The sequence below is a fragment of the Pseudomonas sp. B10(2017) genome (assembly GCF_002113295.1).
Taxonomy (GTDB): domain Bacteria; phylum Pseudomonadota; class Gammaproteobacteria; order Pseudomonadales; family Pseudomonadaceae; genus Aquipseudomonas; species Aquipseudomonas pudica.
In genome coordinates this window covers 1-11,382 of record NZ_NEJU01000041.1, presented here as the reverse complement: position 1 = coordinate 11,382, position 11,382 = coordinate 1, and the positions used below count along the sequence as shown (strand labels likewise).

The following is an 11,382-nucleotide window of genomic DNA, read 5'->3' as shown; positions in this document are numbered from 1 at the left end:
CGATGGATGGCACGGGCTTCGCCCGTGTTCGCGGGCAAGCCCGCTCCCACAGGGATCACGCCAGCTTTTAGAAATTGAGCAAGACAGTTGCTCCCACAGGGTTATTCAAAAGTTCTGAAAGCGGTGCAATACCTTGTGGGAGCTGGCTTGCCGGCGATCGAGGGCAAAGCCCTCGAAGCGATCTCAAATCAGAAACATCAGTCTCAGGTTGGAGACGAAATCTCCAGTGCTACCATCTTTTTGTACAAGGTCGACCGCCCCAACCCCAAAGCCTGCGCGGCCTGCGGCACATTTCCCGCATGTTCGGCCAGTGCCCCGGCAATCAGCTCCCGCTCAAACGCCTCACAGGCCTCACGGTAAGTCTGCCGCACAGGCGTAGCCGCCACCGGGCTCAACGGCCCCAATGCCGCCCGCAGATCCTCCACCCCCAGCCGCGGCTGATCTGCCAGCAGCGTGGCCCGCTCCAGCACATTGCGCAGCTCGCGAATGTTCCCCGGCCATGCATGCCTCGCCAATAGCTGCTGCGCTTCGGCCTCCAGCTCATACTGGCTGCCCAGTTCCCCCAGGATGGCCTCGCACAGCGCCGGCAGGTCCTCCAGCCGTTGCCGCAGTGGCGGCACCTCGATCGGCAGCACATTCAGCCGGTAATACAGGTCGGCGCGGAATGCCCCGCGGGCGATGGCGGCCTGCAGGTCGATGGAGGTGGCGGCAATGATGCGCACATCACTGCGCAGCATCTGGTTCGAGCCTACCGGCTCGTACTCCTTCTCCTGCAACACCCGCAGCAGCTTGCTCTGCAGGGCCAGCGGCATGTCGCCGATCTCGTCGAGGAACAACGTGCCGCCTTCGGCCAATTGCAGCTTGCCGCTGCGGCCCTTGCGATCGGCGCCGGTAAAGGCGCCGGGGGCGGTACCGAAGAATTCGGCTTCCAGCAGTGTCTCGGGGATTGCCGCACTGTTGATGCTGACAAACGCCTTGTGCGCCCGCGCCGACGCTGCATGGATGGCATGGGCCAGCAGTTCCTTGCCGGTGCCTGTTTCGCCCAGCAGCAACACCGGCGAATCACTGCTCGCGCCACGCCGGGCTCGGCGCTTGGCCTCAAGGCTGGCGGCGCTGCTGCCGACGAACTGGGCAAAGCTGTACTTGGCCTGGCGGGCGCGCAACTGCGAGCGGGTCGAGGCCAGCTCCTGCTGCATGCTGGAGTAGCGTTTGAGCAGCGGCGACAGGCTGCGCAACTCATCGAACAGGGCAAAGCCGATGGCGCCGATCAGCGCGCCCTGATCATCGTGGATGGGCAGGCGCATGACCACCAGCGGCTCGTTCGGGGTGTCGAGCATGTCCAGCAGGATTGGCCGGCCATTGCTCACTACCTCGCGCATCAGGCTTCCCGGGATTACTGCCTCGCATGGTTGGCCGATGGCACTGGCCGCGTCGGCCAGGCCGAAGCGCCGGGCGTAGCGCTCGTTCATCCAGACGATGCGCGCCTGGCGGTCGACGATTACCGTGCCCTCGCTGGACTGCTCGATGATCTCGAACAACGAGCGGATCGCCAGTTGCCGTACCTGAGGGTAGTCCTTGAGGCTGTCGCTGTCGTGCATGGGTAGAAATCCTGAAATCTGTAAAAGCAGGGCCGGCCTCTTCGCGGGTAAACCCGCTCCCACAGGTACCCCACAGTCCTCAAGGTTTGTGGTGACCCTGCAGGAGCGGGTTTACCCGCGAAGAGGCCAGACCTGCAAACCTATCCCCTGGGGTCGAACGCCTCGCGCAAGGCATCCCCGATAAACACCAGCAGCGACAGGATCACCGCCAGCGCGAAGAACGCGGTAAAGCCCAGCCACGGCGCCTCCAGGTGCTGTTTGCCCTGGGTCACCAGCTCTCCCAGCGAAGCGCTCCCGGCCGGCATGCCGAAACCGAGAAAATCCAGTGCAGTCAGGGTGGTGATCGCCCCGGTAAGCATGAACGGCACATAGGTCAGCGTCGCGTTCATGGCATTGGGCAGGATATGCCGCAGCATCACCTGGCTGTCTGGCAACCCCAGCGCCCGGGCGGCTTTCACGTACTCCAGGTTGCGACCGCGCAGGAACTCGGCACGCACCACATCGACCAGGGTAAGCCAGGAGAACAACGCCATGATCCCCAGCAGCCACCAGAAGTCCGGCTCGACGAACCCACTGAGGATGATCAGCAGGTACAGCACCGGCAACCCCGACCACACCTCCAGCAGGCGCTGGCCGACCAGGTCGACCCAGCCGCCGTGGTAGCCCTGCAGGGCACCGGCCGCCACCCCGATCAGCACGCTGACCACGGTCAGGGCGAAGGCGAACAGCAAGGATACCCGGGTGCCATACAGCACCCGGGCCAGCACGTCGCGACCCTGGTCGTCGGTACCCAGCCAGTTGCTCGCGCTTGGCGGGCTGGGCGTGGGCACCTGCAGGTCGTAGTTGGGGGTATCGGCGCTGAACGGGATCGGGGCGAACAGCATCCAGCCACCTTGCTGCTCGATCAGCTGGCGTACATAGGCGCTGCGGTAGTCTGGCTGGAAGGGCAACTGGCCACCGAACTGCTGCTCGGTGTAGCGCTTGAGCGCCGGCACGTACAGGTCGCCCTTGTAGCCCAGCAGCAGCGGTTTGTCGTTGGCCACCAGCTCGGCACACAGGCTCAGTAGCAGAAGGGCGGCGAACAGCCACAGCGAAACCCAGCCCAGGCGGTTGCGGCGAAAGCGTTGCAGGCGACGACGCGAAATCGGTGAAAGCATCAGCGGGCCCTCGTGTCGAAGTCGATACGCGGGTCGAGCAGGGTGTACGACAGGTCACCGATCAGGCGGATCAGCAGGCCCGCCAGGGTGAAGATGAACAGCGTGCCGAACACCACCGGGTAATCGCGCGACACGGCCGCCTCGTAACTCATGCGGCCCAGGCCATCGAGCGAGAAGATCACCTCGATCAGCAACGAGCCGGCGAAGAATACCGTGATCAACGCCTGCGGCAAGCCGGCCACCACCAGCAGCATGGCATTGCGCAGCACGTGGCCATACAGCACCCGACGCTCGCTCAGGCCCTTGGCGCGGGCAGTAACCACGTATTGCCGGGAAATCTCGTCGAGAAAGGCGTTCTTGGTCAGCAGCGTCAGGGTGGCGAAGCCGCCGATCACCAGGGCGCCGACCGGCAGCACCAGGTGCCAGAAGTAGTCCGCGACCTTGCCCAACAGGCTCAGCTCGTCGAAGTTGTCCGAGACCAGGCCGCGCACCGGGAACCAGCTGAGCGAGGTGCCGCCGGCGAACAGCACGATCAGCAACAGGGCAAACAGGAACGAGGGCAGGGCATAGCCGACCACGATCAGTGCACTGCTCCAGGCATCGAAGCGGCTGCCGTGGCGCACTGCCTTGCGGATGCCCAGCGGGATGGACACCAGGTAGGTGATCAGCGTGGCCCAGAAGCCCAGCGACAGGGTGACCGGCAACTTGTCGAGGATCAGGTCGGTGACCTTGGCGCCGCGGAAGAAGCTGTTGCCGAAGTCCAGCCGGGCGTACTGGCCCAGCATCAACCACAGGCGCTCGGGGGCGGACTTGTCGAAGCCGTACTGGCGCTTGATCTCCTCGATCAGTTTCGGGTCCAGGCCACGGGTGGCACGTGACTCGCCGTGCACCACCTCGGCCCGGGCACCGGGGGCGCCGCCGCCGATGCCTTGCAGGCGCGCCACCGCCTGCTCCACCGGGCCACCCGGCGCGGCCTGGACAATGGCAAAGTTGACCAACAGGATCGCCAGCAGGGTCGGGATGATCAGCAACAGGCGGCGCAGGATGTAGGTGGTCATGGCGAGGATTTCCGGCGTTCGGCCATTTGCGCGTTGGTCAGCGCGGTAGGGCTGACTTCCCACCAGGTGTCCAGGCCTTCGTCATAGGCAGCCTGAACCTTGGGCAGGCCGAAGCGGTTCCACCAGGCAGTGGAACTGCCGGGCGGGTAGTAATTGGGGATCCAGTAATAGTTCCATTGCAGAACCCGGTCCAGGGCACGGGCGTGATGCAGCATGTCGGCCTGGGTGTCGGCGCGCACCAGGCCGTCGATCAGCCGGTCCACGGCAGGGTCCTGCAGCACCATCAGGTTATTCGACCCAGGGTCGTGGGCCGCTGCCGAGCCAAAGTAGTTGTACAGTTCGGCACCAGGCGACAGGGTGACCGGGTAGCCAGTGACGATCATGTCGTAGTCACGTGCCATCAATCGGTTGACGTACTGGGCCGAATCGACGTTGCGGATTTCCAGGGTCACGCCAATCTGAGCCAGGTTGCGCTTCCACGGCAGCAGCAGGCGCTCCATGCCTGCCTGGCCGTTGAGGAAGGTGAACGCCAGCGGCGTGCCCTGGCTGTTCACCAGGCGGTCGCCTTCGGGCCGCCAGCCGGCTTGCTCGAGCAGCGCCAATGCCTGCAGCTGCTGCTTGCGGATTATCCCCGAACCATCGGTGACCGGGGCGGTGAACACGGTACTGAAGACTTCGTCCGGTACCTTGCCGCGCAACGGCTCGAGCAGTTTCAACTCGTCGGCATCCGGCAGTTGGCGGGCAGCCAGCGGGGTATTGGAAAACACGCTCTGCTGGCGGATGTACATGTTGCGCATCATCTGCCGGTTGCTCCACTCGTAGTCCCACAGCATGCCCAGCGCCTGGCGCACGCGACGGTCCTTGAACTGCGGCCGGTCGAGGTTGAACACGAAGCCCTGGGCCACCTGCGGTTTGGCCGGGCCCAGGTGGGCGCGCTGCAGGCGGCCGTCGTCCAGTTGCGCGCCGTTGTAGCCCAGCGTGTAGGCGGTGGCGGAGAATTCGCGGTTGTAGTCATAGCCGCCGCCTTTGAGCACCTGCCGCGCCACTTCGGTATCGCCGAAGTACTCGATGCGCAGCTTGTCGAAATTGTAGCGACCACGGCTGACCGGCAGATCGCGCGCCCACCAGTTGGCGTCCCGCTCGAAGGTGATGCTGCGGCCGTTGTCGATGCGCCCGATACGGTACGGCCCGCTGCCGACCGGCTTGTCGAAGCCAGCGCCGTTGGCAAAATCGCGCTGCTGCCAGTCGTGTTCGGGCAGTACCGGCAGGCTGGCGAGGTCCAGCGGCAGGGTGCGCCCGTGGTCGGGCTTGAAGTCGAAGCGCACGCTGTGCGGGCTTTCCACGATGACGGCGGCGACATCGGCGAACTGGGTGCGGTACTTGAGGCTGCCCTTGCTCATCAGCAGCTCGAAGGTAAAGCGTACGTCCTCGGCGCGCACCGGCTTGCCATCGGCGAATGTGGCGCGCGGGTCGATCTCGAAACGCAGCCAGGCATCCTCCGGGCCGCGCTCCATGCGCCGGGCGATCAGGCCGTAGACGGTGTAGGGTTCATCGAACGAGCGCACGGCCAGTGGCGCGTACAACAGGCCATCGACCTCGCTGACACCGATGCCTTTGTCGATATACGGCAGGATATGGTCGAACTGGCCGATCTCGATGGCCGAGCGGCGCAGGATGCCGCCTTTGCGGGCGTCGGGGTTGACGTAGTCGAAATGCTGGAAGCTGGCGTTGTAGCGGGGGGCTTCGCCGTAGACGGTGAGGGCGTGGGTGGGTGCAGCCTGGCTATTGAAGGAAAAACAAAGCAGAAAAAGGTAACACAGGGCCTGTGGGAGGGGGTTCACCCGCGAAAGCGCCAGATCAGGCAACGACGTTGCGTGAACGGACGCATTCGCGGGTAAAGCGCAGCGGCGCACCGCCGCTCCCACAGGGGACATGAGCAGCTACTGGCTACTTAATCCTGGCGGCTGGTCACTTCCAGCAGGTGGTAGCCGAACTGGGTCTTCACCGGGCCTTGCACGGTATTGACCGGGGCGCTGAACACCACGGTGTCGAACTCCTTGACCATCTGGCCCGGGCCGAACGAGCCCAGGTCACCGCCCTGGCGGCTGGACGGGCAGGTGGAATTGGCTTTGGCGATTTCAGCGAAGTCGGCGCCTGCTTCGATCTGGGCTTTCAGTTCGTTGCATTTCTCTTCGCTGCTGACCAGGATGTGGCGGGCGGTTGCACGGGCCATGGGTACTGCTCCTTGGGGTAAAAAAGGCAAGCCTAGCGCACTTGTCCGGGGTATGTCTCGCCAGGCTTGCGTCCCGCTACCTAGAGTTTTTGTGCCGCCTCGCGCAACAGGGTTTCGGTCGAGGCCCAGCCCAGGCAACCGTCGGTGATCGACACGCCGTATTTCAGCGCGCCCTTGCCCAGCGCCTGGCAGCCGTCGAACAAGTGCCCTTCGATCATCACGCCGACGATCGAACGGTCGCCAGCCAGGCGCTGCTCCAGCACATCGTTGAAAACCGCCGGCTGGCGCGCCGGGTCCTTGCCGCTGTTGGCATGGCTGCAATCGACCATGATCCGCGCCTGCAACCCGGCCTTGGCCAGCGCCTGGCGGGCCATGGCAATGCTGTTGGCATCAAAGTTCGGGCCCTTGTGGCCGCCGCGCAGCACCAGGTGGGTGTCCGGGTTGCCCAAGGTCTCGATGATGGCCGGGTAGCCCTGCGCATCCATGCCGAAGTGGCGGTGCGGGTGGGCGGCGCTGCGCATGGCGTCGCTGGCGATGGCGATGCCACCGTCGGTGCCGTTCTTGAAACCGACCGGCAACTCCAGGCCACTGACCATTTCGCGGTGGATCTGCGACTCGGTGGTGCGTGCGCCGATCGCGGCCCAGGCCAGAAGGTCATCGAAGTAGCCGGCGGCCATTGGCTGCAGCAGCTCGGTGGCAACCGGCAGGCCGCGTTCGATCATGTTCAGCATCAGCCCGCGGGACAGGGCGATGCCGGCGTGCATGTCGTCGCTGCCATCGAGGTGCGGGTCGTAGGCCAGGCCTTTCCAGCCTATCGTGGTGCGGGGTTTTTCGACGTAGGCGCGCATCACCAGCAGCAGCTTGTCGTCGACTTCGCGGCTGAGCGCGGCCAGGCGGTCGGCGTATTCCAGGGCCGAGCGCGGGTCGTGGATCGAGCACGGGCCAACGATCACCAGCAGGCGCTGGTCGCGGCCTTCGAGGATGTCGCGGATGGCCTGGCGGTGGGCATGGACTTGCTGGGTAAGTTCGCTGGACAGCGGCATTTGCTGTTTGAGCAGGTGCGGGCTGGGCAGGCGCTGGCTGACGGTGGTGTTGGCCGCTTGCGACTGGGTCAGGGCGAGGCTGGAAGCTTGCATGGCGTTTTTTCCCTGGGCGGACGGCGGGTTCTGGCCCGCGTGGTCGGCCCTATCGAGGTGTTCGACAGATCGTTGAATTCGTGTTGGCTGCTGCATTGCCACCTGTGGAAGACCGAACGGAGGCGGCAGGCTGGCCCGAACGGGATTGGCTAAATCGCCAGGCGAAGGTGTTTGCGTAGTAATAAGTGGCGTAGTTCATGAATCTGTCCTCAATGTGAATCGGTGTTGTTCAAAGGCCTGAAAAGCAAAACCCCCGGTCGGGGAGCCGACCGGGGGTTTGAGTATTCTCATGTTCGGCGGCCCCTCGAAGGTGGGCGCCGTGTGGGTATCGGCGCCTAGTGGCTAAACCAATACCCGAAGTAATAGCTGGCAGGTGCCACGCAGCCGGCAACAGCCAGCACAGGGCGCAGGGTGCGACCGGTGTGGTTGGCGTGATTGCGGGTGTGTTTCGGCATGTTGCTCTCCAGTGAATGAGCCCGAGCTTACTTCAGTTCGGCCGGGCCATTCAATGGATAAATGCTATGGGGGATGATCAATTTTTTTGTACTGCCTGGTTCAATGACCATAGCGCCCGACAAGGCTCTGCGCGCCGAGTGCGTGACCTTGCAGCAGTTGCAGCAAGCCGCTGCGGTCCAGGCCTTCAGGCAGGGTGCCCAATGGCAGGTCGGTGGCGATCAGCGTCAGTGCATAGTGGTGCGGGTTGTCGCCGGCGGGTGGGCAAGGGCCTCGGTAGCTGAGTGTGCCCCGCGAGTTGCGCCCCACGGTCACACCTTGCCCGGTCAACCCTGCGGCGCCTTCCTTCAGCCCATCCTGGGCCGGGTCGATGTTGTAGGCGAGCCAATGGACCACGCCAATGCCCTTGCCGCCGTCCGGGTCGAACATGATCAGTGCCAGCGACTGGGTCCCTGCGGGGAGATTGTCCCAGCTCAGTTGCGGGGTGCGCTCTTCGCCGGCACCGCAGGCCGGGTCCGGGCCAACCTGTTGCAAGGCGATCACGCCGCCGTCGGTGAACGATGATGAACTGATCGACAGCGCGCCCTGGCCGCCAGCAACGGCCAAGGCGCTACACGGCAGCAGGGCGGCGAGCAGCCAGGGTTTGAGGTTCATGGTGGATCCTTGGCAGGGCGTTCCGGCGCAGTGTAGCCCAGGCCGGCCTCAATGGCTGTCCTGGTCCTCGGCGGTGCCACCGGTGTGCCCGGCGCCGGAGCCAGTGGCTTCGCCGGTGCTGTTGGAACCGCCAGCAGCGCCGTCGGCGGCATCGCTGTTGCTGCCGGTGTCGCTGCTGTCGTTGGCTTTGCTGCTGCCAGGGCTGTTGACGCTGCTGTCTTCACCGGCGGTCTTGCGACCGTACTGGTCGGTTTGCGGACGGCTGTCGGTGTCTGTGTCAGTGGCAGCGAAGCTGGTGCCAGTGACGCTGGCCAGGGCAAGGGCAAGGCACAGTGAGAGTGGGCGAATGCGGATCATGGAACGTCTCCTTTGCGGATGATCTGTCATTCGTTGGGCTGGGGGCGGGGAGTGGGGTGCCGTCTGGGCGACGGATGGTCATTGTTGCGGGCTGCTGTGCAGCCCGCTCGATTGCAAAGGTGCCGCGCGGGCCCCGAAGAAGGCGATCAGCGGCAGTTGCCCGCCTTGCGATAACCCGCTGCCTGCGCCTCACCCTCTGTGGCGAAGGTGACCTGGTTCTTCGCGGTAACCTGGGTATAACCCGGGCAGCCGACGGAAAGGTGATAGACATGGCTGTTGCGGTTGCCAAGCACAGCCCCCACCGACCCGGCACTGGCCAGGCTCGGCTTGGCCTCAGGCTTGGCGGCCTTCGCCGGCACCGCTTGTACCACGCCACTGCCGACCGGCTTGTAGTTGGCGGTCCATTTGCGCTCCCCGGTGACGAAGGGGTTGGCATGCCCCATGATCGCGGCAATGCGCCGGTCACGCTCTTTCTCCCAGGCCGACACTGGGTGCTGTTTGTCCCAGGCCATCAGCAACTGCTGCTGTTGGCGCGACATGCTCAGCTTGTAACGGTCGTACATGTAGAAGGTGGTGCGGGCGACCAGCCCTTTCACTTCGTCACGTGGTTCGGCAGCACGCTGCACGAAGTCCACCTTGGTGGTGCACTGCCCATATTGCCCTGCATTGCCAGCAACCATGCCGTAGTTGAAATTGCTGCGGTCGCCGTTTACCTCACCCACTGCCGGGTACAGGTTGAACAGGTCGGCCTCCATGGCGCGGAACACCGGGTCGTCATCCACGCAATGCTCGCGGCCACCGTTCTTCCAGCACTGGCGCTGGTTGCCGAAAGTGTAGGCCGGCACGATGTGCTCCCATTCGGTGCGTTCGGCGCGGTTCTGCTGCTTGCGCGTCTGGTAGCCGCACGAGGCGGCATCAATACGCCCGCCAGACTTGCCCACCCAGGCCCATTTGCAACCGCAATACAGGTCGCCCATGGCACTGCTGGCCTGGTCCATGTACACCTTCTGCTTGGCCACCACCTTGGCTTCGGTGAAGGTCGCCGGTGGGCTGGCCAGGGCAGGGAGGGTGAAGGAAAACAGTAAGGATACGGCGTAAAGCACTGATTTCATGGGAAAAACATATTTCAGGTTGGGGCATGCATTGTAATCATTTCCTTGGGGCAGGCCAGCTCGCTGATCCACACCAGTGGGCGGCGCGGGTCGTCGCTGCCCATGCTGCTGAACGTGGCCGAGTCGAGCATGGCCTTGAGTTGGGTGGCCATGCGCAGCAGGCGCTCGATGAAGCCGGTGCCGACGGCGCCGGTGTCCTCCAGGGAAACACCGCTCTGGTTGTGCTGGATTGCCAGGTGGTAGTGGCTGACCCCGGCACCGTTGCCGCTGCCGCCCAGCACCACGCTGAAGCGCGGGCCGAGCAGCCCGGCCAGGCGCTGCTGGACCAGGTCGAGTAGCGCGACCGGGACTTCGTCGGGGCGCAGTGAAGTGGGGAAGCATGGTGTGAAGGGTGGCATGGGCATGTCCTGCTGGGCGGGTACGAGTCCTGGCCAGCTTAAGGAAGGTCACTGTCAACTTGGGTTAAGCAGAGGTAAAAGCGGGTAATGCTCAACGCCAGCTCGGTGCGGTCGCTGCAGGAGCAGCCTTGCGCTGAGCCAGGCATCAGAAGGTCTGCCCCAGCGAGAACTGGAACATCTGGGTTTCTGCCCCATCCGGCTTCTTCAGCGGTGCCGCCAGGCTGAAACTCAGCGGCCCCATTGGGCTGTACCAGGTCACGCCAATGCCCAGCGACACGGCCATCTGAGCCAGGTCCACGCTGCCGCAGACCTGGGTGGTCGACAGGTAGCAGGTATCGGCGTACACGTTGCCGGCATCGACGAACACCGAGCTGCGCAGCTGGCTCTGGTCCTTCACGAACGGCAACGGGAAGATGTACTCGGCACCGCCGGCAATCAGGATGTTGCCGCCCAGCACGTCGGTGTCACGGTCGGAGTAATAGGCCTGTCCGGCGCTGGCATAGGTGCCGGTGGCCGGAGTATTGCGCGGGCCGAGGCTGCCGTCCTTGAACCCGCGCACCGAACCCAGCCCACCTGCGGTGTAGCTTTCGTAGAACGGCAGCCCGTCGGTGGAGCCGTAGCCGTTGCCGTAGCCCAGGCTTGTATGCAGGCGCAGCGAGGTGTTGCTGGTTAGTGGCAGGTAGGTCTGGCCGCTGTAGTCCAGCTTGTAGAACGACAGGTCGCTGCCAGGGGTAGTGGCCATCAGCGTCAGGCTCTGCGAGTGGCCGCGGGTAGCCAGCACGCCTTTGTTCAGGGTCGACTCCGACCAGCCGATCGAGGCCTTGAGGTTGTTGAAGCTCTTGCCCTCGCGTGCGATGAAGTCGTAGATCTCGTCGGCGCTATAGGTGCCGGGCGAGATATTGTCGTGCTGCAGGGTCAGGCCATAGATCAGGCGCGACGTTTCGTTGATCGGGTAGCCAAAGCTGACCCCGGCACCGTAGCTGTCGATCGCGTAATAGGAAACGCCATCGTCGTAGTAATCGCTGTAGTCGGTGCTGTTGTAGAACAGGTTGTAGCCCAGGCTGACGCCATCTGCGGTGAAGTAGGGGTCGGTAAAGCCGAAGTTGTACTTGGTCTGGTACTCGCTGCGGGTCAGGCCGATCGACACCTTGTTACCGGTACCGAGGAAGTTGCTCTGGCTGATCGAACCACCGAGGATCAGGCCGGCGCTCTGGGCAAAACCGACG

11 protein-coding genes are annotated in these 11,382 nt (G+C 64.3%); all 11 read right to left on the bottom strand.

Features of this window, described 5'->3' with window-relative positions; translation table 11 throughout:
• Positions 1 to 203: 203 nt before the first annotated feature.
• On the bottom strand, positions 204 to 1,598 hold the full coding sequence (locus CAF92_RS26155) for a sigma-54-dependent Fis family transcriptional regulator (RefSeq protein ID WP_085602341.1): 1,395 nt from the start codon (positions 1,596 to 1,598) through the stop codon (positions 204 to 206).
• Between the two features lie 140 nt (positions 1,599 to 1,738).
• Positions 1,739 to 2,755, bottom strand: coding sequence for an ABC transporter permease (locus CAF92_RS26150; protein ID WP_025339234.1), 1,017 nt, complete (start codon positions 2,753 to 2,755; stop codon positions 1,739 to 1,741).
• Positions 2,755 to 3,813: a microcin C ABC transporter permease YejB gene (locus CAF92_RS26145; RefSeq protein WP_025339233.1), complete on the bottom strand. Its 1,059-nt coding sequence runs from the start codon at positions 3,811 to 3,813 to the stop codon at positions 2,755 to 2,757. Before CAF92_RS26145 ends, CAF92_RS26150 begins: the two co-directional genes overlap by 1 nt.
• Positions 3,810 to 5,753, bottom strand: coding sequence for an extracellular solute-binding protein (locus CAF92_RS26140; protein WP_371916254.1), 1,944 nt, complete (start codon positions 5,751 to 5,753; stop codon positions 3,810 to 3,812). The genes CAF92_RS26145 and CAF92_RS26140 overlap by 4 nt, the downstream gene beginning before the upstream one ends.
• An 11-nt stretch (positions 5,754 to 5,764) precedes the next feature.
• The gene (locus CAF92_RS26135) at positions 5,765 to 6,046 is read right to left on the bottom strand and encodes a peptidylprolyl isomerase (RefSeq protein WP_003258780.1); all 282 of its coding nucleotides are present in this window, start codon (positions 6,044 to 6,046) and stop codon (positions 5,765 to 5,767) included.
• 80 nt (positions 6,047 to 6,126) lie between these two features.
• The gene (locus CAF92_RS26130) at positions 6,127 to 7,182 is read right to left on the bottom strand and encodes a 3-deoxy-7-phosphoheptulonate synthase (protein WP_085602339.1); all 1,056 of its coding nucleotides are present in this window, start codon (positions 7,180 to 7,182) and stop codon (positions 6,127 to 6,129) included.
• A gap of 555 nt (positions 7,183 to 7,737) precedes the next feature.
• Entirely contained in the window at positions 7,738 to 8,289 is a 552-nt protein-coding gene (locus CAF92_RS26125; RefSeq protein ID WP_046616671.1) for a YbhB/YbcL family Raf kinase inhibitor-like protein, read from the bottom strand.
• Positions 8,290 to 8,337: 48 nt separating this feature from the next.
• Complete coding sequence (locus CAF92_RS26120) at positions 8,338 to 8,646, bottom strand: hypothetical protein (protein WP_085602338.1); 309 nt, start codon at positions 8,644 to 8,646, stop codon at positions 8,338 to 8,340.
• Between the two features lie 146 nt (positions 8,647 to 8,792).
• Positions 8,793 to 9,758: an endonuclease gene (locus CAF92_RS26115; RefSeq protein WP_085602337.1), complete on the bottom strand. Its 966-nt coding sequence runs from the start codon at positions 9,756 to 9,758 to the stop codon at positions 8,793 to 8,795.
• Between the two features lie 14 nt (positions 9,759 to 9,772).
• Positions 9,773 to 10,156, bottom strand: coding sequence for a hypothetical protein (locus CAF92_RS26110; protein WP_046616669.1), 384 nt, complete (start codon positions 10,154 to 10,156; stop codon positions 9,773 to 9,775).
• Positions 10,157 to 10,301: 145 nt separating this feature from the next.
• Positions 10,302 to 11,382 (bottom strand): outer membrane protein assembly factor BamA (gene bamA, locus CAF92_RS26105; RefSeq protein ID WP_085602336.1); only part of this gene is annotated, 1,081 nt, incomplete at its 5' end.